The sequence below is a fragment of the Desulfitobacterium dehalogenans ATCC 51507 genome (assembly GCF_000243155.2).
Taxonomy (GTDB): Bacteria; Bacillota; Desulfitobacteriia; order Desulfitobacteriales; family Desulfitobacteriaceae; genus Desulfitobacterium; species Desulfitobacterium dehalogenans.
Window position 1 is genome coordinate 3,830,586 of the sequence record NC_018017.1, and the last position, 25,604, is coordinate 3,856,189.

Consider the following 25,604-nt stretch of genomic DNA (forward strand, 5'->3'; position numbering starts at 1 on the left):
ATCAGGCAAACAAAAAACCCCAAAGCACACGATGCTCTGGGGCTAGTCAATCATTCCTTCATCCAACTTTCCGATAGTCTCGTGAAAGGCAGGTTCGATAATATAGATTTAATAAACCGTCCAATTCCTGGCTCATCCGGACCACCGCAGGGTCCGCCAGCTCCTTATCGTAGGATAAGGCATAAAGTTGACGTCTGAGATCTTCAATTTCATTGAGTAAGTTTGTATGTTCCATAGCATTCGACCACTTTCTACCCGATGGTAATAGCTTCTACGGGACACCTATCTGCTGCTTCTTGTGCGCTGATCTCCTCATCCTCAGGGACAGGAGTCGCTATGACAATAGCCAACCCTTCGTCGTCCATATCAAAAACCTTGGGGCATACACTTGCACAAGCTCCGCAACCAATGCATCTCTCTCTAATTATTTTGGCCATCATACCTGAACCACTCCTTTCTCTTACAATCAGTTTACAAGATAGGAGAAGCACGAATGTTGATGCAATGCATATTATGAGAGTAATTTTCGTCACACTGGCATTGGCAAATTCTTAATCCTATCCTATGAGCGAATCCCTTTTCCTGGAGCGGAGTCGCAAGTGCTGAAACCTATTTTAATCCAAATATGAAAATAAATATCGAAAATATTGTCGATGTCTAATCACTGATTATCGGTTATTAGGCCGCATTTCGTAGGATATTTGTAGATTAATAAGCTTAGAGAAGACTCGTCAGGGGATGATTGCTCAAAATTCCGACTTTATCTTTCACACTTGAGCCTTTTCTAAATGAGCCTATCTTATTCATCAAAATGAGACAAGGCACTTTTTCCTTGTCTCATTTGCACGGCCTTATTTTCCTTTGGCTTTTTCCTTTTCAATCAGGCTATTGATGCATTTGATCACCTTGTCAGAGTGCTTATCCAGCTTCTTCAGACAGGCTTGAGCCAGCTTAAGGTCGCCTTCATGGTAGGCCTTAGCCGCCTCCTGGGCCATTTTATGTACTTGATGATGAGGTTCATCTAAGGCCTTAAATTCCGGATAATCCTTTAGAGCATTGTCCTCTTTGAAATACCATTTCCCTAATCGACAATGCTGATGAGAGGTAACCTCTTCAGGAGCCACCTCTTCAATTCCTTTAAGCATGTTGACAATCCGGGATTTCCACAGCAAGTGGTCGGTTTTGGCTTTTTCCAAGATCTCCACCGTGGTTAGGTTGGAATCAGCCAGCTTAAAATGTTCCACCTTCTGATTCAAATCCTGAGCCATATAAGCGGTACCCTGGATACTTGTGGCCACCGTCTCCAGTGAAGCATTAATCTCTTCAGAAGATGCGGCTACTTGTTGGGCATGAGAGGATGTATTCTCAATAACGGTTGCCACCGAGTTAATCAAAGCCACGATTCTTTCCGAGCTGGCCACTTCAGAATCCGTAACTTCCACACTGGAGTGAACATCCGCAGCAGTCTTTTGGACGGCGCCATAGATATCATTCAGGGCATCACCGGCTTGATTCATAATCTGAACCCCATTTTCTACCTCTTGGCGGGTCAAATTTGTAGCCTGGACCACATCACCCACTCCAACCAGGACCTTTTGGACTAAACCTGCCACATCTTTGGCTCCTTGAGTGGACTGCTCGGCGAGTTTCCGGACCTCCTCCGCCACCACGGCAAAGCCACGACCGGACTCCCCTGCCCGGGCAGCCTCGATAGCTGCATTTAAAGCCAGCAGATTGGTCTGATCCGCAAGCCCAGTAATGGTTACCGTAATGGAATCGATCTGTTTGGAAAGTTCACTGAGTTGTTGCATTAATTCTTCCGTCTCCGAGGTCTTGGAATGAATGGTATGCATCCGGCTTATTGCATCATCCACCGTGCTTTTGCCCTGCTCAGCCGTATCCATAGTCTGCTGGGAATTCACTGCCGCAGATTGACTTTGGGTTTTGGCGATCTGGGTCAGGGATGAAAGCTCTAACAGTACCTGAGAGGCTTCCACGATGGACTTAGCCCCCGTATCGGATTCATCGGCGACACTTTGCATGCTTTCACTGACTTCAGCTACGGCTACCGTCGCCTCTTCGCTGGTGGCAGCTAATTCCTCTGAGGTCGCCGCCAGGTTCTCCGCCAGTTCCCGGACATTCTTCACCACATCGGATAGACGGGTAATCATCACATTAAAGGCTGCACTCAAATCCCCGAATTCATCACTGGAGTGCACAGGAGCAAAAACTGTCAAATCTCCTAATCCTGCCTTGCTCATGGTCTCTTGCAATTCGTTAATCGACCTTAAAATGTAGCGAGTTATTAAGTAGGCCAGGAACAAAGCCGCCAGGACTGCAACCAGGGTCCCGCCCCAGCTTACCAAAGTCATCGTATTCATATTCTTATGAATCAATTCTTCATTCGTGTTCAAAACTTCCGCTTGTCTCTCGATCAAGGTATCCAAAGCTTGGGTAAGAGGTGTGATCTCATAGGTAAGCAGCATGGCTTCGATTCTCTCTAAATCCTGCTGATCCTCAGTAGATAAATGCTCGTTCTCCCTCATCTTTTCAAGCCATGTCTTGGCAGCCATGAATTCACTTTCATTCCGGGCACGGCTAACCTCAGTCTTCATGGATTGAGCTGAGATCATCAACGTGGTATGGCCGAAGATATCATCCACCTCGTCATTCACCTTAATCTGCAAATAATTGGTGATCACGATGGATATTAAAAAGATGGAGATAATTCCAATAAATGCTCCCAAAACGCGAAACCGGACCCCAATTTTCATGCTATCACCTCATTCTGCCATTATACCCCTTAGCGTATCTCAAACACCTTATTCAGGCGGGTTAAATGAAAAAGCTCCTTAACTGCACCTTGGAGTCCTTGAACAATAATCCCGCCGCCGCGCTCAATAGCCCGCTTATGAATTGCCACCAATACACCCAGACCTGAACTGTCAATATAGTTCAGCCTGTGAGTGTCAAAGACAAAATGAGACTTCCCCTGTTCAATCAGGGGGAGAAGCTTCTCTCTCATGACGGCAGCGTCTTCTACATAAATCTTACCTTCTAGTTCCACAAAAACCTCTTGCTTATCCACCCGGATATCTATTGACATGATCCTTCCTCCCCATTTAAGCCAGTGTTTTTAAAAGCATGACTGAGTTGCCCTTGGCATTATAACGAACTTTATCCATAACCGCTTCCATGATAAAAATCCCCCGGCCGGACTCTCCCCATTCCCATTCTTCTTCCTCATTTTCCTCTAAGGCCCAGACTTTAGCCATCACTTGATCCGCTCGGAACCCGCTCCCATTATCCTTGACCCGAATGACAAGAAATTTGGAGTGGAGCACATAGATGCTTAGGGTTACTGCAGGGGCAGAGACTTTGTCCAGGGCGTACTTAAACCCATTGTTCACTGCTTCATTCAGTGCAACCTCCAGCATGGTTATTTCATTTTCAGACAGTGTTGCCCTTTCACCCCTACACCCTAAGGCCTCTTCCAAACATTGATGCAACTGTCCCCGATAATGGCGAAACTCCTGCTCTGAATGAAAGGTCTTGCGCATAAGCTTATGCCGCATATCCCTCACCCACCTTTTATCTTCTTTATGCTTCTAGACAGCACCCGGCATTAACCATAAACCCTAAGGCAGTGGCATCGTCGTTAAGTTCATTTCTTAAGGATAAGGAATCCAGCCAATGCATGGTGCTTTCTATGGTCATCACTTGAAGAGGGCATTCTTTCTCTTGAACCAAATCATAAAAACCATCCGTAAGAAAAATCACTCCATCCCCTATCTTAAGGGGACATACATGCTCTTCAAACTCAGCATGCTCTGAAATTCCCAAGAAGAGGCCCGGTTGACTTAAAACCCTGATACCCGGTTGTCCATTCTCCGAAGAATAATATAGCAGATGATTGATCCCGGCCATGACATAACTGAGCTTACCCTGAGCGATATCGATGTCGAAAAAGATAGCAGCAGCAAAACTATCTTCCGGGAGAATGCTTTTCGCCTCATGATTCACCCATTCCACCTTCTCTGCAAGAGGGATTTTGCGTCCTACCACCTGGCGAAAGAGAACTCTTAATGCGGTCACCTGTAACGCTGCGGCTACTCCATGACCCATGACATCAAAGAGGAACCCCTTAAGAATCTGGTTCTTCTCATCCCAACGATAATCGTAATAATCTCCGCTCAGATGGTGGTAGGGGAGATAGATGCTCTTCATTTTAAGGTTATCGTTGGAGAAATCCGACCTCAAAATGTTTTTCTGAATCTTTCCCGCTAATTGAACCTCTTTGCGAATCAGCATATCCTCGGTGATATCCCGGAAAATAGCTACATAGTGGGTGAGCACAGCCTCGTCATTGCGAACCGCATGGATGTTCAGCCATTCCGGGTAGATCTCCCCATTCTTCCGCTTATTCCAAATCTCTCTTTGCCATTGACCTTTCTCCGTCAAATCCCTCCACATCTCCGTATAGAATTCGCGGGGATGACGTCCTGATTTGAGTATTCGCGGATTATTCCCCAGAACCTCTTCCAAGGTGTAGCCTGTGGTTTTCGTAAAAGCAGGATTGACGTAGATGATATCTCCTTGAGGATTGGTGATACAAATACCTTCCTGAGCAAACTCAAAGACTTGAGCAAAAATATGCCGGGTGGATTCATCATAGTCCATCACATTCAAGGTCCAGTTCCAAGACAAGGGTCTTCGCTTCTTCTCCTCTTTCACTCTAAACTCCTCACAGTACCACTTCTTATCTATAACGTTATTAACTATTGGTTTTTATCGGTAGACAGCGTAGGGGCAGCCAACGGTGTTCCCTTACTGGGCTGCCTTCTATATTAAAAGTCAGCTATAGCTATTGACCTTATATCTTCTCGCTAATTTATAGTTATTCCTGCACACTTTATTAAAACATGGGAAATATTTCGTAAATTATTATTAAGTTGATTTCTTAGCCAAAACCAGGCCATACTAAGCAGAATCGAAGAAAAATTTGCAGGTTTTCCGTCTTATGGCAGGATTCTCAAAGGATAAGGTCGAAAATGAAGGATGGTTTCCTAATTTTATATAGAATGCTGAATAAGACTAAAGAAAGGGGTGCTTAAATGATCTTCCTGATATTCACCCTGCTGGTTGCTTTATTGGTCGCCATCTTTGCAGTACAGAATGCAGCCCCCGTAGCCATAAACTTATTTTGGTATGTAGCCGAGGTTCCCTTAGTACTTATTATATTAGGGTCGGCTTTAGCCGGGGCCCTCATCGTCTTCTTCATGGCTATCTGGCGTGAATTCCGCTTAAAAGGAACAGTTAAGGCCAAGGCTAAAGAAGAAGCCAAAGCCAAAAGCGAACCTCAAGATCATAACGTACCAAAGGATATGGTCCCCTCAGAAAATATCCACACAGACAGGGAAGACACAACCCTTCCCCCGAGTTGACAAGGAAACAAGGGTGAGACAAGAGGATAGGTTCCTTGTCTCACTATCATGTTATGGAGGAGTCTGTATTCGTGAAGAACAAGTATACCTTTTTAATGATACCCCCAGACCATGGCCCTGCTCGACAATTTCAAATTACCCTTAAGGGCAAACGCCTCGTCATCTCCGGATTGTGCTCCTTTGCTCTGCTCATGGTTGGCTTATTCTCCTATAATCTCTACCTTTCGCATACCGTACAGTCCCAGCAAGCCCAACTGGCCGCTCTGGAGCAGTTACAACAAGAAAATAAGACCAAGGACCAAGAGATCGCCCGCCTTAAGGAGGAGTCTCTCCAGGTGACTCAGGATATTTCCCGAATCCAAGATTTGGAGCTCAAGCTGATGTCCATTTTGAATCTGGATCCCAGTAAGACCCCTTCCTTTTCCACCACCGGGACGAAGACTACGGCATCCGCGGAATTAAGCCGGGGAACGGCATCTCCTTTTGCTTCTCAGACCTTCATCAGTGATCCGGAACAAATCTCCCGGGAATTGAGCCTGCTTCAGGATTACTATAACCTGGCCTTGGACAACCAAGAGGAAATCAAGCACACTCCCAGCATCTTTCCCTTAAAGATTGAAGCCGCCGTAGCCTCAGAGTTCGGTTATCGCCGCAATCCTTTTGGCGGATATTCCAAAGAGTTTCATAATGGGGTGGATCTTCCCTGTAACTACGGTACTGAGGTCTATGCGACGGCTTCCGGAGTGGTCTCAGTGTCCGGTTATGATCGGGTTTACGGTTACTTAATCGAAATCGATCACGGGGATGGAATCGAAACCATCTATGGCCATAACTCCCGTTTGCTGTTTAAAGTGGGAGAAAAAGTAGAAAAAGGCGACCTTATCGCCTATAGTGGAAACTCCGGTCGCAGCACCGGCGCTCATCTTCATTATGGTGCCCGGATCAATGGCAAGACCGTAGATCCTCTACAATTTACTGATTTTACAAAGGAGCAATGAACGCATGTGGGGTAAACCAGAAAGTCCGAAACGCAGTTCCAGTACTTTTCAAGCCAGTTCAAGTGAGACCACCTATATCGCCGCCGATGCAGAGTTTAATGGCAAACTGACCTTAAAAGGAAATGCCCGCATCGACGGAAAAATCGAAGGACACATTGTCCTGAACGGAGACCTGATCATCGGTCCCAGTGCTGTCATCGATGCCAATATAAAGGCCAGCGCTATCAGCATCTCAGGAGAGGTCCGGGGAGATATCGTCGCTCAGGAGACCTTGGAACTTTGTTCCAGCGCCCGCATGAAAGGAAATATCTTCAGCAAGCAGCTTAAGATCGACCAAGGGGCCCAGTTTATTGGGACAAGCCGCCTCTTAGAGGATGCAAAGCAAATCACACATGCCGCCGAAGAAGCCTCGGCTGCGGCAAGTCCTGACAAAGAAGCAGAAACAGATATGGATATGGATGATATTTTGAAGCCCTTAGATCCCCTTGAGGAAGAGCAAACTGAGTCCTCCTCGGATAACAGCTCCCTCAGCAAAAATCTTGCTTATGGAAAATCGAGATCCCGTCGAAGGTAAAGTGAGTGTCACCAACTACTTTTAAAGCTAGTCTGGTGACACTCCTCTTTTGCATGGTAGTATAATAGTGCGGAAACTCAGAATGATTCATTACAAAAATAGGCAGCCCATGAATTACTTGCATGGAGGAAATTCTTTTTTTGCGTGGAATTATTATAGAGGAGTAATTATAACTAATTTGGGGGAAAAAACTTGAAAACCAAGAAATATGTAGTATTAGCCCTGCTGTTTATCAGCCTCACCCTGGCCATTACTTTCGGTATTAACTTTATGCTCTATGCCAAGGATGATCACCGTTTTAGTGAAGGAATCACTATCTCAGGGATCGACGTGGGCAACCTCACCAAAGAACAGGCCCAGAACAAGATCAATGATACTGTCGAAAGGTGGTTAGGAGAACCCTTAGAGTTCCAAGTAGGTGGAGAAGTCACTTCCCTTCCCCTGGCCACTCTGAACCCTAAGGTAGATCTGGACACTCCACTTAATGAAGCCTACAAGATTGGTCGAAAAGCTTCCCTTTTTGCCAGAACTCAAAAGGTAAACGCTGCTCAGGGTTCCCGCTTTGAACTGGGGCTGCAATGGGATGAGCAAACCCTCTCTGAAACCATCTCCGGAAGCCTTGCCGTATTCAATAAAGAACCCGTGGACGCTTCCTTTAGAATTAACGAAAAAAATCTCATGGAGATTCAGCCCGAGCAGCCAGGACAGGCCGTCCAAACAGATGTCATCTTAAACCAGATTAAAGAGCTGGAAATCTTGCAAGATCCCGCACCTATCAAAGTAGAACTTCAAGAAGTGGCCCCTGCCCTCAGGGCAGCGGATCTGGAAGCTAACAAAATCGATGGGCTTATTGCCAGCCATACTACCTGGTTTGATGCCTCCAATACCGAGCGTACCGCCAATGTTCGTCTTGCTGCTGAGGCTTTGGATGGAGCCCTTATAGAACCCGGGGAAATCATATCCTTTAACGAAATCGTCGGAGAACGAACCGGGGATAAAGGCTATCAGGACGCCCTTATCGTGGTCAACGGTGAATTCGTCCCCGGCCTGGGGGGCGGCATCTGCCAAGTCTCCAGCACTCTCTATAATACTGGACTTTTAGCCAATCTGAAGATCGAAGAAAGAGTCAACCATGGTTTAGCTGTGGCTTATGTTCCCCTTGGCCAGGATGCCACCGTAGTCTATGGGGCCATAGATCTAAAGATGAGGAATAATACCGGCGGATATCTCCTCCTCCGAACCAAACTGACCAACGGCTCCGTGACCATTGAGTTCTATGGTAAAAAAACCTCAGGGCAGGAAGTCGTCATCACCAATCAAGTGGAAAAAGTGATTCCCTTTGAAACCGAAATTATCCAGGACCCGACTCTGGCCCCCGGAACCCAAATCATCAAGCAAAACGGCCAGAATGGCTATATCGCTACTGCTACTCGCACGGTCAAGGTCAACGGACAAGTAGTGGAGACCCAAAGCCTGGGCAAAAGTTCCTATATCCCCTCCAACCAGATCATCGTCAAAGGACCGGCACTGCCTGTACAGCCTAAACCAGACCCTAAACCAGACCCTAAACCGGACCCAACCCCGGAGCAGCCGGCACCTGAGACTCCGCAGGGAACGGAAACACCTCCCCAACCCGAACCCCATGAACCTGAAAGTGGATCAGGAACTGAAGCGGACGCGGAAGTATAATATACTATAAAGCCAATATTTTAAAAGGAAAGAATCCGATACACTAGGTCGTCGGATTCTTTCCTTTTAATCTTATTTTTCATTTTAAAATTGGATACATTATTGCTGATTTAAATTGATATTACAATGCTTACGGCATTCTGTAACTTCATTAACCAAAGCAGGAATACTTAGCTCCGGCTTCCTTAACTTCATCAGGAAAGAAGGCTTTAGCAGGCACCTTGAGTTCATTCGCGATTTTAATCCAGGTATTGGGGGTCCCCTTACGCAATCCCTTTTCCAGTTGGCTTAAATACCCATAATCAAGGCCGGTTCTCTTCGCCAGATCCTTCAACGTCATACCATTGACTAAACGCCATTCCCGCAAGTTGTTATCCCTCTGCATAAATGATATCTCCTCCACGATGTATAATCTTGCGAATAGTATAGCACACTATGTTCAATCTTGTAAATAATAAGAGGATATTGAACCCTCAGCAAGAATGGAAGCGTATCATTGATCTTTACTCATTACCGTGATTTAAAGAGGGGTAGCTTGTGCTTGAACTAGGAAAAAGACTTAAAGAAATACGAAAAAGCAAAAACCTGAGTGCTGCCGAGTTGTCCCAACAATCCGGTGTCGCCCGTAGTCTGATCAGCCAGCTCGAATCCGGCAAGCGCCAATCTACCAGCATAGATACCGTTTACCGCTTAGCCAAAGCCTTGGATGTTCCTGTCGCTTCGCTTTTGGCAGAGACGCCTGTCACTACGTCATACGCAGCCAAACATGGCAATCAGGAATCCTCCCTCTACTTCAAAGAAGGGGATCTTGCCTATCTGCAGACTCTCCGGAAGGCCAAGGAGGCTGGACTGACTCCTGAATTGTTAAATGAACTGATTGATGTGATCCTCCGAATAAGGAAATGAAAATAGAGCTCCTCTTCGACAAGAGGAGCTCTTCGCTTTACACTCTGTATTCATATCTTATCTCCTGGTAGAACTCGCCGATCCGCATTCTTAGGGATTCTTCAACTGAATTTTTCAAGGGAAGCCTTCGTTTGTCCACTTGATTGACGGGCATTATTCCCATTAGGGCATTCGTCAAAAAAACCTCCTCAGCATCTTCTAGGAACTCCAGAGGAAACTCCCCCTCCACACATGGAATTCCCAGCGTCTGAGCACATTCAAGGATCATTTGGCGGCGAGTCCCCGGCAAGCAGCCACAATCCGGAGAAGGAGTGTGGAGAATACCTTCTCTGATGAAAAACAAGTTGCTCATGGTCCCTTCCGCTAAGTAACCCTTGGTATTAAGCCAAATCCCCTCTCTGGCTCCTTTCTCCTCAGCTTCCTTCTTGGCCAGGATATTCTCCATATAATTGGTGCTTTTAAGCTGTACCAGAGGGGAATATTCATTGCAGGGATGACTCAAAATGGTGATAGGTATTCCTTCATCATAATCCCTTTCCGTATAGGGAAGAGGACGAGTATGATAAAGCCACCGAGGAGGCACTTCCTGTCCCGCTCCCCCGCTTAGGGTTACTCTCAGAGCAAAGGTAGTGCCGGCTATTCGAGTATTCTTTTGTACATTTTCCTCCAGCCCTGCCAGCCAAACCTCATAACCCGGCATACTAAGCCCCAACTGTTCTGCTCCCCTGCTCATTCGTTCATAATGGAGCCGGGGAACTTCTATATGTGGGCCATCGACCCTTAGGGTTTCAAAAATACCATAACCAAAGAGAGCCAGCCGATCATCTTTATCCAGCAAGTTAACATCCTCCCGATAATACCTTTATCAAAGCCTTGACCTTTTGCAAGGACTCCTCATACTCCTCCTCAGGGACGGAATCAGCCACAATGCCCCCGCCGCCATTAAAGTAAGCCTGACCATCCTTCAAAAGAATCGTCCGGATCACGATATTGGTATCCCAGGCCCCATCAAAACCGATATAGCCGATGCTTCCTGTATAAAGCCCCCGTTTATAAGGCTCCAGCTCATCAATGATCTCCATGGCCCGAATCTTCGGTGCTCCGGTGATGGAGCCTCCAGGGAAAATTGCTTTCAGAATCTCACTGACCTTCAGATTGGGCTTTAGCTTACCTACAATAGTCGAGACCAAATGCCACACGGTAGGGTATTGCTCCAGACGTATCAAATCCGTAACCTTTACAGAACCGTAGCGGCAGATCCGGCCCAAATCATTGCGCTGGAGATCGATAATCATGGTCAGCTCAGCCCGGTCTTTCGTGCTTTCTGTTAGTTCCCTGGCATAAGCTTCATCCTCTTCAGGAGTCTTGCCCCGAGGACGGGTCCCTTTAATAGGACGGGTCTCAATCTCCCCCCGGGCGTTAATCTGCACAAAGCGCTCCGGGGAACTGCTGAGTATCTGGAAATCCTCATAAGGTAAAAAGGCCGCAAAGGGAGCGGGATTATGGGCATGGAGGGCTTTATATAATTCTAAGGGCTCCCTGGTGTAAGGAATCTGAAAACGCTGGGTCAAATTGGCCTGATAAATATCTCCGGCATAGATATAATCGATAACCCGCTGCAAATCCAGCAGATACTGTTCCTTACTCACCGTGTGATGAACCCTATCATGCAGCTGCCCCATATCCTTGCTTCCACCATATCCTTGATAATTTCCTATGGCCTCTTCCTTGCCTTCCTGCCATTCACGCTCTTCCAGGAATCCTTCAATCACTCTAAAGAGCCGATCCATCCTTGCCTGGGCCACCGGCCTCCGGCACTCTCCAGACCCCGTCATCCCGCAGGCAAGTAAGGTATAACGATGGCTCTCATGATCATAAGCCAGTATCCCGTCATACCAGCTAAACCGCCATAAGGGCAGGTCCAGATCATTGACCCCACTTTGGGGCATTTCTTCCAGCTCATCTTTTAAATCATAGGTCCAAAAGCCTACCGCTCCCCCCACAAAAGGAAATTCTGTGGGATTGGATACCTGATAGCGTTCCACCAAATCATCCAGAATCTTTAAGGACTCTCCCTCAGGGTAGGCGAGCCATTCCTGCCAAATAAGGGGGCTTGGGCCTTCCTTGCCGCCTCCCCCTTCGGTATCGAAGCGCTTCACCTCTACTGCATCCCCGTAAGCACTGGCTTGCAGGAAAGGAAACGCTCCCATAAAGGAATACCGCCCCAGTCCGGCATAGTTTTTCCCGCTATCCAGGAAAAAGGGATACTCACTTTCTTCAAAGGCCTCTAATAATTCAATAGGCTGAAGGTCTATATCCAGCTCTTGAATGATCCATGGTGAATTGTGCTGTGCCTTCCACCAGGATCGGGCATTTTTGACCGCATTTTCCAGAAGGTCATGCCCCTTCTCCGTCAGAATAGCTTCCGGATGGAATTGAACTCCTTCAATGGGCGACTCCCGATGGCGAATCCCCATGATCTCACCATCAGCCGTCTCTGCGGTGATAAGGAGTTCTTCAGGCAAGCTCTCCCGATGCAGAGCCAGGGAATGATAACGGGTAACCGTCAAAGGATTCGGAAGCTGGAAAAACACACCTTGTCCGTCGTGGTGAATCTGAGACACTTTGCCATGAACCGGTGCTTTCGCTCGAATAACCTCCCCCCCAAAAATCTCTCCGATAGCCTGATGCCCCAGACAGACTCCCAAGATAGGGACCTTTCCCTTAAAGTAATCAATCACTGTCAAAGTAAACTGCGCATCCCGGGGTGCACACGGCCCAGGGGAAATAACGATCAGCTCCGGCCTGAGGTCTTCAATGTCTTCAATGGTGCACTGATCACGGCGCAGTGCCAAAACCTCTTCTCCCAATTCCCCGAAGTATTGATACAGGTTAAAAGTGAAGGAATCAAAATTATCCAGTATAAAGATCAAAGTTGCTAGACTCCCTTCGATTCTGCGTTTATGTCAGATTTGACAAATTTCCTAAGCCTGAATATTCTATACACTTCTGCTAATCTCCTCTTAGTGAAAGAGGATTCTTAATGAGCAAAAGGACAATTTGGAGGTTAAGCCCCAAATTGTCCTTTTAAAATAAGTCGGCTGCGTCGGTATTTACCTTACCCTGCGCAAATCCCTGATATCCGCATCATGAGCTAAGGAACGGTAGGACAGCATTTCCAAGACTCTTCCCCGCTGCTCCTGGGTATCGCTCATTCTCTTCTGCTCCTGCTTGATTGCTTCGATATCCTGCTTCATTACATCAATATCCTGCTTCATCACATTGACATCCTGCTGAACTTCTTCCAGCATCCCGTTGGTATTGCCTACAATCCGAATCAAGTCTGTCGTCATTTGCTGCATATGGGCTATATCCCGTCTAATGTCGCTTAGCTCCTTTCGTACAAAGGACTCAAGCTCCTCATCCGACATCCGATATTTCCCCCTTTTGCCCTTCGCAGGCCTACAACATGCAACATGCATTCCTTGTTGCTTTACTTTCTAGGCAAAAGTATATCATGGTTTCTCCTGTTTTAAAAGATGGACAAACTGAAATTCCTCACCATTCCCACCCCGTCCACATACCTTATAAGTAGATTCACAAAGGAAAGGACGGGCCGACTCATGAATGCTTCAAGCACTGAACGCACACCCCTTGTCATCGCGATGGAAATCAACGCCATTAACCAGGAGTCCAGAAAAATGCTGCTGAAGAATGCCATCGAGGTGGGCCGGCGTCTGAAAGAAGCCAAAGAATTGCTCAACCATGGGGAATGGCTGAAATGGCTTAAGGAGTCGGTCAATTATTCTAAGAGCACGGCTGAAAATCTGATGAACCTATATAAAGAATATGGACCTAAACTTCTCTCCCTAGCAGATGACGACTTAAATTCCCAAACGTGGGTCTGTTGACAAATAGGGTAAATCATAGCGATTAAGGACCATCAACAATAATTAACTGAGAGATTTCTCTGCAGACTTACTATCCTCAGCTTAATTTGCGGATAGGAGACAGCTGGCCTGAGCGGTGCTGTCCCATACTTCACCAATCTTTTCAGGTTCAGGGCTATTGCCGAAAAGAGGCATTGTTCCTGGACTTTCTCAATGCCTCGCTTGCGAGTGAACCTTAGATTGTGACATCGCTTTTGAAGAGCAAAATTCCCTTCACATATTACCTGCCGCTTGCGCATGACGTAGCGGTATAAGGCTGTTCCAACTAAGGCGTGATGGCGTTCCTGATCTTCTTGATAGAAATCCCGTCTGACTTCTTTGTAATTCGCCTTCCCGGCAATACATTGGCTTTTCAAAGGACAGTTTTTACAATCTTCTGATCGTGTGACATAGTTTTTACCCACTCTGTAATGTGCTTTTCTTACACCTATGTAACGCAGTGTGCAGTCGTTAGGACAGATATAACGGTCATTCTGAACGTCATAGTGAAAATCCTCAATGGTAAATAGTCCTCTTTCTTTACGCCAATGGGCTGTATGACCGGGATTGACAGGGATATAGGCTCTTATTCCAAGCTGATGTAATCCATGATGAACTGCCACTGTATCATAGCCGCTATCCAATCCCGCATAGCGGAAAGGAAGTCGACATTCTTTCTTTTGGTAAGCTATCCGTTCCACACAATAGGGGGCGTCGGTCACATCCCCCGGCGTGACATGGACGTCGGTTACGATACCATAGCGGATGTCCGAACTTTGATGGCACAGGTAGTGAAAGCCTGCCGGCTTGGGATGTCTGTGCATCCACCCGGCTTCAGGATCAGAGAGAGACTTTTTTTTAACGGTCAGGGTCATGTCTGCCTCTTCTGTTTTTTGCCGGATATGACCGCCATGCTCGTCGTTGAGCTTGAGCCAGTAGTCATTGGGACCTTCCACAAGAAGGACTTTCTCTGCATGTCCGTTAGCGGCATTGGCTTTAATATGGGTGGAATCCATGACAACGCATTCACCGCCGATGAGTCCTGCTTCGGCGCAACGCTCAACCACGGTGTTAAAGATCTCCCGAAACACTTCCGTATCTTTGAACCGGCGTCTGCGGTTTTGAGAAAAGACAGAGTGATCCGGAACCTTATCTTCTAAGTCAAGACCTAGAAACCAACGATAGGCGATATTGACGAGGATCTCTTGTTCCAGCTTCCGTTCGGAGTCTATTCCGTAGAGGTAGCCGATCAAGAGCATTTTTACAAGAACAACCGGATCAATGGAGGGTCGTCCTTTATCGCTGTATAACGGTCTCATGATGTCATAGACAAAGCTGAAATCTATGGCTGCGTCCAGCTTGCGCAGAAAGTGCCCTTTCGGCACGAGGTCCTCCATAAAGACACAAAGCATCCGGTTTTGTTTCTGTTTTTCCTCTTTCATCATTGGCGCCACCCCCTACACCATTATACCATGTCGAAGGAGATACCCTTTGATTTTCCAGGGTCCAAGGGGAGTGATGGTGAAAAAACGCCGGTTTTGAGACGAGTCATCTAGATGAGTAATTTCGAAATGATCTAATCTTAAACTTACTTGTCATATCTCGATGTTGGCTGACAAGCATCTGTGCTTTTGTCAACAGACCCACGTTTGGGAATTTGACTTACTCTCAAGCGCTCTTACTCCTGGGTCTCCCTGAAGAAGAGCGGGAAGAATTTGCAGTGCAGAATGATGTGGGCAATATGACAGCCCGACAGCTGAGTCAGGCCGTCAAAGAACAGAGAGCACCTACTCCGGCCAAAGAACAGCCCCAGTCTCAGGCAGAACCCCAGTCTGAGCTCCAAGTTGAATCCCCAGCCCGGCCCACGCCCCAAAATTCAGGGGATATCCAAATCCAATATGTCACCAGAACCGTCAAGCCCCGGTGGGAAAGCAGTACTAAAAACGAATCTGCACCTACACCTGCGCCCGCAACCGCACCCTCCCTCGTCACGAATTATGAGGAAAAATGCACCGCCTGCTGCCAAACCATCGCTGACGCCTTCCAGGAGCTGCTGAACGCTCTGAAGCAACTCGCCAGAATTGACCCCCAGACTAAGGAGAAATGCAGCCAGAACGCCGGACAGCTGGCCTCATATATGGTGGAACGGCTCAAAGACTGGCCCCCTGTCGTCACTACCAATATGAAAGGTGTCCAAACCTATTCCACCTACGAATGGTGACAGTCCATCGTTGTAAGAAGCAAGCCAAAAGGCTTGTTTCTTTGCATAAGGGGCGATATCCTAGCTAAGTATTCTAAAAACCCTTAATTGGGTAGCCTATCCATATAGTCCCCTCTAAGGATGGGAATCATCTCCGACTTAAGGGGTTCCTCAATATCCTTGAGCCTCTTATCATCCATGTTGAGGACATCAATTGTATCAATATGAAGTTTATCGGCCAGCTCCTTGGCAGTGAGGTACTGATTTTTCCTTAATTCCTTTACTTTTTTTTTCATAAATCCCCAATTAAAGAACATGCCTTATTCTCTCCTCTCGAACAACCTATGCAGGGCAGTGCCCACAATGGCTCCCCCGCTATCGAGAAGCACATCCTTAATCTGACCGCTGCGCCCCGGAACAAAGAGTTGATGCACTTCGTCACTGATAGCATAGAGCACACAGATCCCTATAGCTATAACAAGATGCCTTACCCCCTTGACTCCACTTCTTCTTAAAGCATTTGTGGTCAACAGACCCAGCATCAGATAAGACAGGAAATGAGCCGATTTTCGAACGACGAAATTCGATAGGAGAAAATCCCCATTCACCCCTGGAATAATCTTAGCGATAACACCAAAAAGCCTCTCGGCAATCCCTTGACTCAGCTCATCGGACTGTGATGCCACTTGAGCCGACAGATAAAAGATCAGGCCCATCCAAAATAAGACCGCTGCCCATGATACTATAAGAATCAATTTACTTTTCGTTTTTCTATCTTTCATTTAATTTTATCTCCAAGATCAAATTCCATATCCATGAGGATGTTTTTGATGCCATTGCCAGGCTGACTTTATAATCGTCTCCAGATCGCTATAGCGAGCCTGCCACCCCAGTATTTTTTGAATCTTCCCTACTTTGGCCACCAAACTATCCGGATCTCCCTCTCTTCGGGGAGCCTCCAGAACAGGAATATCTATACCGGTAACTCTCCTGGCCATAGCGATCACTTCCCGCACGGAATACCCTGTTCCTGTTCCCACATTATAAGCACCACAGGGCACCCCTTGTTCCAAAGCTTCCAAAGCTCGGATATGGGCTTCTGCAAGATCTAAAACATGGATGTAATCCCGGATACAAGTTCCATCGAGGGTATCATAATCAGTACCGAAAATAGAGATCGCCTCTCTTTGTCCCAGGGCTGTTTTTAGAACCAGAGGAATCAGATGGGTCTCTGTCGCATGATCCTCCCCCAGAGAGCCGTCCAAAGCCGCGCCTGCCGCATTAAAATAGCGCAGCGCAATCCACTTTAAGCCATAAGCCTGCTCCAGCCAATAAAAAGACTGCTCAATCATAAGCTTGGAAGCCCCATAAGGGTTAATAGGCTCTGTTTTCGACTCTTCCGGAATTGGAACCTTTTCAGGATTGCCGTAAGTGGCAGCCGTGGAAGAAAAAACAATGTTGTTCACGCCGCATTGAAGCACAGTACTCACAAAGCGATGGGTTTTCGCCGTATTCTCTTCAAAATAGAGATCCGGCTTCTGTACCGATTCCCCCACCAGGCTCCGTGCGGCAAAATGAATCACTGCACTAACTTTTTCTTTCATTATAATATCTGAAACAAGATCTTCATCAGCTATATTACCAAGATAAAAGGGAATATTCCCGGGAACAGCTTCTCTATGGCCGGTGATTAAGCTATCGAGCACCACAGGCCCATACCCTACTTCGGATAAAGCCCGAACCGTGTGGCTGCCGATATACCCTGCACCACCTGAGACTAAGATCTTTTTCATATTCCACCTCAGAAAAATATTCAAAACCCAACCACAAGGTGGCTGGGTAATTTTTGTGTATAAACATTATGGTCTATTATTATGGTTTGAAACTGACAGAATCTATGACCTGACCGTCAGTGATCGCTTGAGCTATGATGGGCCTTCCCGGATAATTGGTCTTCATCTGAGTCAGAAGCTCTTTGATCAACTGATTGGCATAGGCCTTGTCCACTCCAGCATTAAAGGTAATATCCCCAAAGACGGTTTCCTGTTGTTCATAGATTTGTGTACCCAACACATCTTTCTGAGCCATAATCTGTTCCGATAGCTTCATATTGGATTCACCAAGAGGTGTCCCTTCCGGAATGGGGGTCAAATACTCTGGTTTCACTGGCTCGTTTTGCTGGGTCTGCCCGGCGGCGGGATTTTGGGGTTGATTTTCAACATTAGACTTGCCACATCCGCCGATCCCAAAAATTAGGGCAAGGATAATTAAACCCATCGATAGTTTTTTTAGCATAGTACCACTCACATCCTTTACTAGGTTTCGAGTCCTTTTTAGGGTAACTCATTTTGGATGCTTTGGCAAGTGAGATATCTACTTCACAACTCACCCAAAATCGCACACATCCTCAAGCAATAGGGTAGCATCCGTTGCCCTCATATCAAGTCTTGCTATAGAGAAAGAGACCAAGGGCACTAAAAGTACTTTTTGATGAAAATACTATCCTTAACAACAAAAGTGGAGTTCAAAAACTCTTCTTTTGAACTCCACTCCTCCCACCATTTGAGGCTCTACGAACTACCTCAAATTCTCATGGTTACTGGATCGCAACTCTTGACCCGCTATTTAATCATGCCAAGCCTCTAAATAAGCTTTTTGCCCTTCAGATAAATGATCAATCTTAAGTCCAAGGGATTCCAACCTTAGCTCGGCTACTCTCTGATCAATCTCTTCCGGAACATTGTGAACGACATGTGCTAATATGTTCGCATTTTGTGCTGCATACTTAAGCGAAAGGGCCTGTAAAGCAAATGTCATATCCATTACCTCGGCCGGATGACCATCCCCTGCCGCAAGGTTAACCAATCTTCCTTCCGCAAGCAAATACAAGCGTTTCCCATCTTGTAAGGTAAATTCTTCGATATTAGGCCGAACTACCTGAACAGACTTTGACATACTGCTCAAATGCACTTTATTGATTTCAACATCAAAATGACCGGCATTACACATAATCGCCCCAGGTTTCATCACTTGAAAGTGTTCCTCTACTATCACATCTTTATTTCCTGTCACAGTAATAAAAACATCTCCATAAGGGGCAGCCTCAACCATCGGCATAACCTCGAATCCATCCATCCATGCTTCATTCGCCTTGATTGAATTAACCTCACAAACGATGACTCTTGCTCCTAATCCTTTCGCACGCATGGCTACACCCTTACCACACCAGCCATACCCCGCAACTACAACTGTCTTCCCTGCTACCACTAAATTGGTCGTCCGCATAATTCCATCCCATACGGATTGTCCCGTTCCATAGCGGTTATCAAATAAATATTTGCATTGAGCATCATTGACAGCTATCATTGGAAAGCTCAAATCCCCGGCACTTTCCATAGCCCGAAGACGTAAAATTCCAGTGGTTGTCTCCTCTGCTCCACCACGTACTTTACTCAATAATTCTCGGCGCTTGGTGTGAATGGTAGAAACAAGATCCCCACCGTCATCAATTATAAAATCTGGTCCAAAATCCAGTGCCCGATTCAAGTGATTATGATATTCTTCATCCGTCGCACCATACCACGCAAAAGCCTTTATCCCACCCGCAACCAGAGCGGCTACCACATCATCCTGAGTCGATAAGGGATTGCTGGCTACCACAGCTACTTCAGCCCCTCCGGCTTGAATTACCTTCGCAAGATAAGCCGTCTTGGCCTCAAGATGCAAACAAATTACCACCCGTTGATTGGTAAATGGCAGATCCCTTTCAAATTCTTTTTTTAATGCATTTAAAACAGGCATATGCGCCGCAACCCAATCAATTTTCATTTGCCCCATTGGAGCTAGGGAAATATCACGAATTAATGATTCCATAATTTCTCCCGACATCGTCGGGACACCTCCTCAGTCTAATGAAATGTGTTTCCCTAAAAGCTTCATTAATCCAACGTTATCTGTTGGCATAGTGTTTTAGCTTTATCCGTATTTTCCCAAGGCAAATCAATATCCGCCCGACCAAAATGACCATAGGCTGCCGTTTGACGATAGATGGGGCGTCTTAAGCCCAGACTGTTGATAATACCCGCTGGACGCAAATCAAACTTATCTCTAATTAACGTAATAATATCATTATTGGAGATTTTCCCCGTTCCAAAAGTGTCCACCATAATCGAAATCGGCTGAGCTACACCAATAGCATAAGCTAATTGAATCTCACAGCGGTCGGCAATCCCAGCAGCCACTATATTCTTGGCCACATATCTCGCTGCATAGGCCCCTGAGCGGTCAACTTTTGTGGCATCTTTTCCGGAAAAAGCCCCTCCCCCATGACGAGCCATTCCACCATAGGTATCGACGATGATTTTACGTCCGGTTAAACCTGCATCTCCTTGAGGGCCACCAATTACAAAGCGACCTGTAGGGTTAATAAAGTATCGAGTTCCCTCATCCAATAAATCACGGTCCACCACAGGATAAATTACATGCTCAAGCAAATCCTTACGAATCCGCTCCTGCGCTACGTCAGGATGATGCTGTGTAGAGATAACAATCGTATCCACCCGTACAGGCCTGTCATCTACATATTCGACAGTAACCTGAGTCTTGCCATCCGGGCGGAGATAGTCGAGAAGTCCAGATTTACGCACCGAACTTAGCTGTAGAGCTAATCGATGTGCCAAATCGATGGGCAAGGGCATTAGACTAGAAGTCTCATTGGTGGCATAACCAAACATCATTCCTTGGTCTCCGGCCCCAATCGCCTCAATGTCATGATCGCTCATTTTTCCAGTTTTTGCTTCCAAAGACTTATCCACGCCAAGAGCAATATCAGCCGATTGTTCACTGACCGACGTTAAAACGGCACATGTATCGGCATCAAAACCATACTTTGCTCTGGTATAGCCGATCTCTTTTATCGTCTTGCGCACAATACTGGGAATGTCTACATAACAAGCCGTTGTAATTTCACCGGTGACCAAAACCAAGCCGGTAGTTACTGACGTTTCACACGCAACTCTTGCCATAGGGTCATTCCTAAGGATTTCATCCAGTATAGCATCCGATATTTGATCGCAGATTTTATCGGGATGTCCTTCAGTAACGGATTCTGATGTAAATAGTTTTTTGTTCAATCTATACACTCCTATTAATTCAATTATCTAACTTTAAAAAAACACAGCCTACTAATCGCGCAACGCCCCATAATTTTGTTAATTAAGTGATTATAATAGAGGATTTTTGAACGTCATTGTAAACATAGAAAACTAAAAAGGCTCATATTTATCCATTGATTTTTCACTTGTACGAAGCTTCGATACAATGTCTCCACCGTCATCAATAATATAAATCTGATTTACAGCCCAGACCAGATTGATATATGAATTATATTCCTCATCCGTTGTTCCATGTCAGGCATATGCACGTATCCCGCCTTTCACCAGTGCCACTACTACGTTGTCCTAAGCAGAGTGACGAAATGCAGGCTACCACCATGATATCAGCTCCGCCTGCCTTGATTACCTGTGCCAGATATCGCTGCTCACGGGTATGGCCTAATACCGGCAATTTGGCTTGACCTACTCGAGTTTTCCTAGCAGCTGGGGCCAAGATAATTTCTTTAATGATTGGCTCGCTTGCCTATTTATACGGTTTGTCTTAAAGTCCTAATTTTCGAGTTATAAAATCATACAGCTCGTCAAACTGTTTTGCGTCTTGACTTATAGGTTTTTTCAAATTGTTTTTTATCTTTTCCCTTAAGTCATTGTCTCTAATTAATTGAGAAATTCCCTCATATAGATTTTCGGCTGACATTCCGGTTATAATACCAGTTTCTCTATTTACTATCTGCTCCTTAGCACCTGAAAAATCACACGCAACAATTGGACAATATAAAGCACGTGCTTCAGCTATTGCAAGACAGTACCCCTCATAGTTTGACGGTTGTACATAAATATCGCAGTCTGCCATTAGGCGATAAGGGTTCTCTACTTCACCCAAAAAAATAAAGTCATCCTGTAAATGATTAGCAGCAATTAATTTGGATAGATTGCTTTTTTCACAACCTTCTCCTACAATATACCATCTTACATAATAGCCATTTACCTTTAGCAGAGAAAGAGCTTTTATCGCTTTGTCCAACCCTTTTTCGTGACTTAATCGTCCTACTGTCAATATTCTTATACCGTTGAAATCATCTAAAAAGGAAGGGCCAAATTTTACTGAGCTATGTAATTTCTTCTGATCAATAATTGTATAAAAAACAGATGTTTTTTCTGCAAGGGCTGGTAAGGCTTGAACGAAACTTTTCTTGGCAGCAGATGAAACACAGTAAATCTGATCAAAACTATCATAAACTTTTTTTTCTTTTATTGGATTATATCCTGCTCTTACGAAATCAGTGTGGAAAAATGCAATCTTTACCCTTGCGATAATATTTCTAGCAAACCAGGTGGCTGTGCCATCCTTATAAGCAATTACTACATCATAATCAATGTTCTTATACTTCTTTCCAAAATTGGCTCCGCTGCCAAATAAATGGTAAAAATGTTTAAATATATCATAAAAACGAGTTAATCCACACCTAGCCAGGAAATTGGAACCTTTTTTCCTTAATCTATCCAGTCTTCCCGCTCCTGGTAACTCGATCACCTTTACCCAATCCGGCACATGGGAAAGCAATGCGCCTGTGCGATGAAACAAAAGAAGAGAGACAGAAACACTTTTTCCTTTAAACATCTCAATAAAAGTTAAAAAAGATTTTTCCGCCCCCCCAAGTTCCATATCCGGCATTACAATAGCTATACTAATAAAATTCCTTTTCTCCAAGCTATTTCTTTCCATATAAATATCTCTCATAATGGGGATACAAATGCTGATGTGCCATAATCCATTCCTTCATGTCCATAATCTGATCGGGATAACTACTTACGTAAAAATCAAAATCTGACCGGGTGTTAATTAAGCTTTTGTTTATTCTTACATCCTCAGTGCAAGCGATAGCAATGTCTTCTTTTTGAAAAGCTTCCTTGACAAGCAATAAAAGATTATATTTATCTATCGGCTCTTCCGGAACCAGTTGATAAAGACCAGAGAGACCCTGCCCTATTGCCGCGACAATACCTCTAGCCAATTCAATAGTGGTCACACCGTTCCAGATTGCTTTGCCGTATCCGTTAATTGTACCTGTTTGTTTCATAAACCAATTGAACAGGCCTGCGCCATTAATATCATTATCCGGACCGATAATAGACATTCTGAAAGTTAGGTCTTTGGAATTATTGATTTCTCCCATAGCTTTACTGCGGTCATACATCGTTGGGCCGTCCGTAAAATCGTTTTCTATATAATTGCCACGCTTACCAGAGAAAACGCAGTCCGTAGAGAGGTGGATTATGCGAACTGCTGTGGAGAGATATTTACTTTCCAGAAACCTAGGCAGATAGGAGTTAATTAGAACTGCTTTCTCCGGATATTTATCACATTCCTTTTGCAAAAGACCTATACAGTTGACAATAATTTGCGGTGAAATTACATCCAGCCAATGGCTGAGCGCGGGAATATTATTGGCGTCAAGTGAAATACTTTTATCGGAGTTTTTTTCGCTGCGTGACATACGATAGACATCAAAACCTTGTTCTTCCAAGTATAAGGCAATTACATGGCCTGCCATTCCTGTGGAACCAAGTACCGCTACTTTTTTCAATTTCCAGTCATCCCCTTCCCCAGACAGTTCGGTTAATATAGTCGGTATAGCTTAAAATGATGCGGACCACTTTTTTTGAGACATTATCGGTATCATAATCCGGAACAATGTGAAAATTTTGCATACCTGAGGAATATTGCGAAGTTACCACCTCAATCGCGTTCAGAATATTATTCTTTTCCAGGCCACTCATGATGAGCGTTCCCTCATCCATTCCCTCCGGCCTTTCGTGAACCTGACGGATTGTAATCGCGGGGAATTTAAGCAAAGAAGATTCTTCAGTAATTGTCCCGCTGTCACTTAGGACACAGAAGGCATTGGTCTGCAAGGTGATATAATCAGCAAAACCAAGGGGTTTCATTAATTCAATCAGATGAGAGAACTGAAAGTCTTCTTTTTCCAACAGTTTTCTGGTTCGAGGGTGAAGTGATACAATCACCCTCTTCTGATATTTCTCAGCTACAGCATTAACAGAATCAACCAGATTGCGGAAATTCACCCTGGAGTCCACATTCTCTTCCCGATGGGCAGACAAAACAAAATATTCCCCTTTGCTCAAAGATAAATCCTCAAGTACAGTGGATGCCTGAATAGACGCGTTCTGGCGCTGGATGACTTCTTTCATGCTGGAACCGATTTTGATCACCGTTTCCGGGCTAAGCCCTTCCGCCAGCAGGTAGCGCCGAGCATGTTCTGTGATCGTCATATTTATATCGGAAAGGTGGTCCACAATCTTGCGGTTCAACTCTTCCGGAACTCTTTGGTCAAAGCAACGGTTGCCGGCTTCCATATGGAACACGGGAATTTTGTTTCTCTTGGCTGATATCACAGCTAAACAGGAATTGGTATCCCCATACAGCAAAAGGGCATCAGGCTGCATTTCTTTTATAATCTCATCAGATTTGATAATAACATTCCCAATAGTTTCTGCAGCCATTTCTCCTGCTGCATTAAGAAAAACATCTGGCTTGCGGATACCCATTCCTGCAAAGAAAATTTCATTAAGTTCATAATCATAATTTTGACCGGTATGGACAAGGATATGCTCCGTATATTTATCTAACTCTTCTATAACACAGCTTAATTTAATTATCTCGGGGCGTGTGCCCACGATGGTCATTACCTTCATTTTAATACCCTTCCTCGTTAAGCTCGCCTTTTATTGCGTGTTTGACATAATCCAATCCCAGCAGCATGTCCATCATTTCGGGTTTGGAAAGCCTTATTGTATTGTGGGATGTATAATCATCCGCCAAGGAAAATTCCGTTTTCCCTGCGGTAAAATATTGGTTGTAATTCAAATCGCGGTCATCCGGCGGGATCATATAGTAATCTCCCAGATCAGCCGCTCTAGCCATCTCTTCCCGCGTAAGCAGAGACTCATAAAGTTTTTCGCCATGACGGGTGCCGATAATTTGTGGCTGCCCAGAGTAATCAAACAACTCCCCAACTGCCTGGGCAAGTATCTCTATGGTGCAGGCCGGTGCCTTTTGGATGAATATCTCCCCGCCTTTAGCGTTCTCAAAAGCAAAGAGAACTAAATTAACCGCATCGTCCAGAGACATCATAAAGCGAGTCATATTCGGATCAGTTATCGTAATCAACTGACCGGACTTAATCTGATTAATAAATAATGGTATAACAGATCCCCTTGAGCACATGACATTACCATAGCGTGTTACTGAAATAACTGTATTACTACTTGAGGCAATCCTATTTTTGGCAACAACGATTTTTTCCATAAGGGCTTTGGAAATCCCCATGGCATTAATGGGATATACCGCTTTATCTGTAGAAAGACAGATAACATTTTTTACTTGCTTATTGATAGCAGCGTTCAAAACATTTTCAGTTCCGATTACATTAGTGTCAACCGCCTCCAATGGGAAGTATTCGCAGGAAGGAACCTGCTTGAGTGCCGCAGCATGAAAAACATAGTCAACTCCGACCATAGCTTGGGATATACTGTTGTAATTCCGCACATCCCCAATAAAGAACTTAAGCTTAGAGTTCTTATATCTATTGCGCATATCATCCTGCTTTTTTTCATCGCGACTGAAAACTCTAATTTCACCAATATCAGTATCCAAAAATCTGCGAAGTACCGCTTCACCGAAGGAACCAGTGCCTCCTGTTATCAATAAGGTTTTCCTTTCAAACAT

26 protein-coding genes and 2 pseudogenes are annotated in these 25,604 nt (G+C 45.2%); 7 read left to right on the forward strand and 21 right to left on the reverse strand.

Annotation, left to right across the window (positions count from 1 at the left end):
• Positions 1-58: 58 nt before the first annotated feature.
• The 6 genes from DESDE_RS18495 to DESDE_RS18520 all read right to left on the reverse strand — a co-directional run bounded on the left by DESDE_RS18495 (position 59) and on the right by DESDE_RS18520 (position 4,680).
• The gene (locus DESDE_RS18495) at positions 59-235 is read right to left on the reverse strand and encodes an aspartyl-phosphate phosphatase Spo0E family protein (protein ID WP_014795549.1); all 177 of its coding nucleotides are present in this window, start codon (positions 233-235) and stop codon (positions 59-61) included.
• Positions 236-251: 16 nt separating this feature from the next.
• Positions 252-440 (reverse strand): ferredoxin, encoded by a 189-nt coding sequence (locus DESDE_RS18500; RefSeq protein ID WP_014795550.1) that lies wholly within the window; start codon positions 438-440, stop codon positions 252-254.
• A 411-nt stretch (positions 441-851) separates the two neighbouring features.
• Positions 852-2,774 (reverse strand): methyl-accepting chemotaxis protein, encoded by a 1,923-nt coding sequence (locus DESDE_RS18505; RefSeq protein ID WP_014795551.1) that lies wholly within the window; start codon positions 2,772-2,774, stop codon positions 852-854.
• A gap of 29 nt (positions 2,775-2,803) precedes the next feature.
• Positions 2,804-3,106, reverse strand: a complete 303-nt coding sequence (locus DESDE_RS18510; RefSeq protein WP_014795552.1) for an STAS domain-containing protein — start codon at positions 3,104-3,106, stop codon at positions 2,804-2,806.
• 16 nt (positions 3,107-3,122) lie between these two features.
• Complete coding sequence (locus tag DESDE_RS18515) at positions 3,123-3,575, reverse strand: ATP-binding protein (RefSeq protein ID WP_014795553.1); 453 nt, start codon at positions 3,573-3,575, stop codon at positions 3,123-3,125.
• A gap of 25 nt (positions 3,576-3,600) precedes the next feature.
• On the reverse strand, positions 3,601-4,680 hold the full coding sequence (locus tag DESDE_RS18520) for a SpoIIE family protein phosphatase (protein ID WP_041917428.1): 1,080 nt from the start codon (positions 4,678-4,680) through the stop codon (positions 3,601-3,603).
• A 434-nt stretch (positions 4,681-5,114) separates the two neighbouring features.
• Here DESDE_RS18520 and DESDE_RS18525 point away from each other — a divergent pair, with 434 nt between their 5' ends.
• The 4 genes from DESDE_RS18525 to DESDE_RS18540 all read left to right on the forward strand — a co-directional run bounded on the left by DESDE_RS18525 (position 5,115) and on the right by DESDE_RS18540 (position 8,705).
• On the forward strand, positions 5,115-5,444 hold the full coding sequence (locus DESDE_RS18525) for a LapA family protein (protein ID WP_014795555.1): 330 nt from the start codon (positions 5,115-5,117) through the stop codon (positions 5,442-5,444).
• A gap of 71 nt (positions 5,445-5,515) precedes the next feature.
• Entirely contained in the window at positions 5,516-6,442 is a 927-nt protein-coding gene (locus tag DESDE_RS18530; protein WP_014795556.1) for a M23 family metallopeptidase, read from the forward strand.
• 4 nt (positions 6,443-6,446) lie between these two features.
• Positions 6,447-7,016: a bactofilin family protein gene (locus tag DESDE_RS18535; RefSeq protein ID WP_014795557.1), complete on the forward strand. Its 570-nt coding sequence runs from the start codon at positions 6,447-6,449 to the stop codon at positions 7,014-7,016.
• 192 nt (positions 7,017-7,208) lie between these two features.
• Positions 7,209-8,705, forward strand: coding sequence for a VanW family protein (locus DESDE_RS18540; RefSeq protein ID WP_014795558.1), 1,497 nt, complete (start codon positions 7,209-7,211; stop codon positions 8,703-8,705).
• 151 nt (positions 8,706-8,856) lie between these two features.
• Here the strand turns inward: DESDE_RS18540 and DESDE_RS18545 are convergent, their stop codons facing one another.
• Positions 8,857-9,090: a helix-turn-helix domain-containing protein gene (locus tag DESDE_RS18545; protein WP_014795559.1), complete on the reverse strand. Its 234-nt coding sequence runs from the start codon at positions 9,088-9,090 to the stop codon at positions 8,857-8,859.
• Positions 9,091-9,242: 152 nt separating this feature from the next.
• Here DESDE_RS18545 and DESDE_RS18550 point away from each other — a divergent pair, with 152 nt between their 5' ends.
• Positions 9,243-9,611 carry a helix-turn-helix domain-containing protein gene (locus DESDE_RS18550; protein WP_014795560.1) on the forward strand — a complete coding sequence of 123 codons (369 nt, stop codon included), beginning with the start codon at positions 9,243-9,245 and terminating at the stop codon, positions 9,609-9,611.
• A 37-nt stretch (positions 9,612-9,648) separates the two neighbouring features.
• On the opposite strand, the gene DESDE_RS18555 is transcribed toward DESDE_RS18550, so the two are convergent.
• The 3 genes from DESDE_RS18555 to DESDE_RS18565 form a co-directional block, all read right to left on the reverse strand.
• Positions 9,649-10,449 (reverse strand): aminotransferase class IV, encoded by an 801-nt coding sequence (locus tag DESDE_RS18555; RefSeq protein ID WP_014795561.1) that lies wholly within the window; start codon positions 10,447-10,449, stop codon positions 9,649-9,651.
• 1 nt (position 10,450) lies between these two features.
• A complete protein-coding gene (gene pabB, locus DESDE_RS18560) occupies positions 10,451-12,544 on the reverse strand; it encodes an aminodeoxychorismate synthase component I (RefSeq protein ID WP_014795562.1) in 2,094 nt (697 codons plus the stop codon).
• 180 nt (positions 12,545-12,724) lie between these two features.
• Positions 12,725-13,042 carry a hypothetical protein gene (locus tag DESDE_RS18565; RefSeq protein WP_014795563.1) on the reverse strand — a complete coding sequence of 106 codons (318 nt, stop codon included), beginning with the start codon at positions 13,040-13,042 and terminating at the stop codon, positions 12,725-12,727.
• Between the two features lie 192 nt (positions 13,043-13,234).
• Between DESDE_RS18565 and DESDE_RS18570 the strand changes: the two are divergent.
• A pseudogene (locus tag DESDE_RS18570) lies at positions 13,235-13,507 on the forward strand (DUF3102 domain-containing protein); the annotation flags it as partial.
• A gap of 47 nt (positions 13,508-13,554) precedes the next feature.
• On the opposite strand, the gene DESDE_RS18575 reads toward DESDE_RS18570, so the two are convergent.
• On the reverse strand, positions 13,555-14,985 hold the full coding sequence (locus tag DESDE_RS18575) for a transposase (RefSeq protein WP_041917299.1): 1,431 nt from the start codon (positions 14,983-14,985) through the stop codon (positions 13,555-13,557).
• Between the two features lie 200 nt (positions 14,986-15,185).
• On the opposite strand from DESDE_RS18575, the pseudogene DESDE_RS18580 reads away from it, so the two are divergent.
• Positions 15,186-15,761 (forward strand): annotated as a pseudogene (locus DESDE_RS18580) (DUF3102 domain-containing protein); the annotation flags it as partial.
• A gap of 83 nt (positions 15,762-15,844) precedes the next feature.
• Here the strand turns inward: DESDE_RS18580 and DESDE_RS18585 are convergent.
• The 10 genes from DESDE_RS18585 to DESDE_RS18630 form a co-directional block, all read right to left on the reverse strand.
• Entirely contained in the window at positions 15,845-16,057 is a 213-nt protein-coding gene (locus DESDE_RS18585; protein WP_014795565.1) for a hypothetical protein, read from the reverse strand.
• A gap of 3 nt (positions 16,058-16,060) precedes the next feature.
• Positions 16,061-16,522, reverse strand: a complete 462-nt coding sequence (locus DESDE_RS18590; protein WP_014795566.1) for a VanZ family protein — start codon at positions 16,520-16,522, stop codon at positions 16,061-16,063.
• Between the two features lie 18 nt (positions 16,523-16,540).
• The gene (gene galE, locus DESDE_RS18595; RefSeq protein ID WP_014795567.1) at positions 16,541-17,533 is read right to left on the reverse strand and encodes a UDP-glucose 4-epimerase GalE; all 993 of its coding nucleotides are present in this window, start codon (positions 17,531-17,533) and stop codon (positions 16,541-16,543) included.
• 79 nt (positions 17,534-17,612) lie between these two features.
• On the reverse strand, positions 17,613-18,035 hold the full coding sequence (locus DESDE_RS18600; protein WP_014795568.1) for a hypothetical protein: 423 nt from the start codon (positions 18,033-18,035) through the stop codon (positions 17,613-17,615).
• A gap of 330 nt (positions 18,036-18,365) precedes the next feature.
• Entirely contained in the window at positions 18,366-19,628 is a 1,263-nt protein-coding gene (locus DESDE_RS18605; protein WP_014795569.1) for an adenosylhomocysteinase, read from the reverse strand.
• A gap of 50 nt (positions 19,629-19,678) precedes the next feature.
• Positions 19,679-20,872, reverse strand: coding sequence for a methionine adenosyltransferase (gene metK, locus DESDE_RS18610; protein WP_014795570.1), 1,194 nt, complete (start codon positions 20,870-20,872; stop codon positions 19,679-19,681).
• A 523-nt stretch (positions 20,873-21,395) separates the two neighbouring features.
• Complete coding sequence (locus DESDE_RS18615) at positions 21,396-22,595, reverse strand: glycosyltransferase (RefSeq protein ID WP_083838573.1); 1,200 nt, start codon at positions 22,593-22,595, stop codon at positions 21,396-21,398.
• Positions 22,567-23,442 carry a sugar nucleotide-binding protein gene (locus DESDE_RS18620; protein WP_014795572.1) on the reverse strand — a complete coding sequence of 292 codons (876 nt, stop codon included), beginning with the start codon at positions 23,440-23,442 and terminating at the stop codon, positions 22,567-22,569. Before DESDE_RS18620 ends, DESDE_RS18615 begins: the two co-directional genes overlap by 29 nt.
• Before the next feature lie 7 nt (positions 23,443-23,449).
• On the reverse strand, positions 23,450-24,571 hold the full coding sequence (wecB, locus tag DESDE_RS18625; protein WP_014795573.1) for a non-hydrolyzing UDP-N-acetylglucosamine 2-epimerase: 1,122 nt from the start codon (positions 24,569-24,571) through the stop codon (positions 23,450-23,452).
• A gap of 1 nt (position 24,572) precedes the next feature.
• Positions 24,573-25,604 (reverse strand): polysaccharide biosynthesis protein, encoded by a 1,032-nt coding sequence (locus DESDE_RS18630; RefSeq protein ID WP_014795574.1) that lies wholly within the window; start codon positions 25,602-25,604, stop codon positions 24,573-24,575.

What these genes read in the sequence shown, in the direction of transcription:
- DESDE_RS18495 (WP_014795549.1), bottom strand. Translation starts at nt 235, where the DNA reads ATGGAACATACAAACTTACTCAATGAAATTGAAGATCTCAGACGTCAA.
- DESDE_RS18500 (WP_014795550.1), bottom strand. Translation starts at nt 440, where the DNA reads ATGATGGCCAAAATAATTAGAGAGAGATGCATTGGTTGCGGAGCTTGT.
- DESDE_RS18505 (WP_014795551.1), bottom strand. Translation starts at nt 2,774, where the DNA reads ATGAAAATTGGGGTCCGGTTTCGCGTTTTGGGAGCATTTATTGGAATT.
- DESDE_RS18510 (WP_014795552.1), bottom strand. Translation starts at nt 3,106, where the DNA reads ATGTCAATAGATATCCGGGTGGATAAGCAAGAGGTTTTTGTGGAACTA.
- DESDE_RS18515 (WP_014795553.1), bottom strand. Translation starts at nt 3,575, where the DNA reads ATGCGGCATAAGCTTATGCGCAAGACCTTTCATTCAGAGCAGGAGTTT.
- DESDE_RS18520 (WP_041917428.1), bottom strand. Translation starts at nt 4,680, where the DNA reads ATGGACTATGATGAATCCACCCGGCATATTTTTGCTCAAGTCTTTGAG.
- DESDE_RS18525 (WP_014795555.1), top strand. Translation starts at nt 5,115, where the DNA reads ATGATCTTCCTGATATTCACCCTGCTGGTTGCTTTATTGGTCGCCATC.
- DESDE_RS18535 (WP_014795557.1), top strand. Translation starts at nt 6,447, where the DNA reads ATGTGGGGTAAACCAGAAAGTCCGAAACGCAGTTCCAGTACTTTTCAA.
- DESDE_RS18545 (WP_014795559.1), bottom strand. Translation starts at nt 9,090, where the DNA reads ATGCAGAGGGATAACAACTTGCGGGAATGGCGTTTAGTCAATGGTATG.
- DESDE_RS18565 (WP_014795563.1), bottom strand. Translation starts at nt 13,042, where the DNA reads ATGTCGGATGAGGAGCTTGAGTCCTTTGTACGAAAGGAGCTAAGCGAC.
- DESDE_RS18575 (WP_041917299.1), bottom strand. Translation starts at nt 14,985, where the DNA reads ATGATGAAAGAGGAAAAACAGAAACAAAACCGGATGCTTTGTGTCTTT.
- DESDE_RS18585 (WP_014795565.1), bottom strand. Translation starts at nt 16,057, where the DNA reads ATGTTCTTTAATTGGGGATTTATGAAAAAAAAAGTAAAGGAATTAAGG.
- DESDE_RS18590 (WP_014795566.1), bottom strand. Translation starts at nt 16,522, where the DNA reads ATGAAAGATAGAAAAACGAAAAGTAAATTGATTCTTATAGTATCATGG.
- galE (WP_014795567.1), bottom strand. Translation starts at nt 17,533, where the DNA reads ATGAAAAAGATCTTAGTCTCAGGTGGTGCAGGGTATATCGGCAGCCAC.
- DESDE_RS18600 (WP_014795568.1), bottom strand. Translation starts at nt 18,035, where the DNA reads ATGCTAAAAAAACTATCGATGGGTTTAATTATCCTTGCCCTAATTTTT.
- DESDE_RS18605 (WP_014795569.1), bottom strand. Translation starts at nt 19,628, where the DNA reads ATGTCGGGAGAAATTATGGAATCATTAATTCGTGATATTTCCCTAGCT.
- DESDE_RS18615 (WP_083838573.1), bottom strand. Translation starts at nt 22,595, where the DNA reads ATGAGAGATATTTATATGGAAAGAAATAGCTTGGAGAAAAGGAATTTT.
- wecB (WP_014795573.1), bottom strand. Translation starts at nt 24,571, where the DNA reads ATGAAGGTAATGACCATCGTGGGCACACGCCCCGAGATAATTAAATTA.
- DESDE_RS18630 (WP_014795574.1), bottom strand. Translation starts at nt 25,604, where the DNA reads ATGTTTGAAAGGAAAACCTTATTGATAACAGGAGGCACTGGTTCCTTC.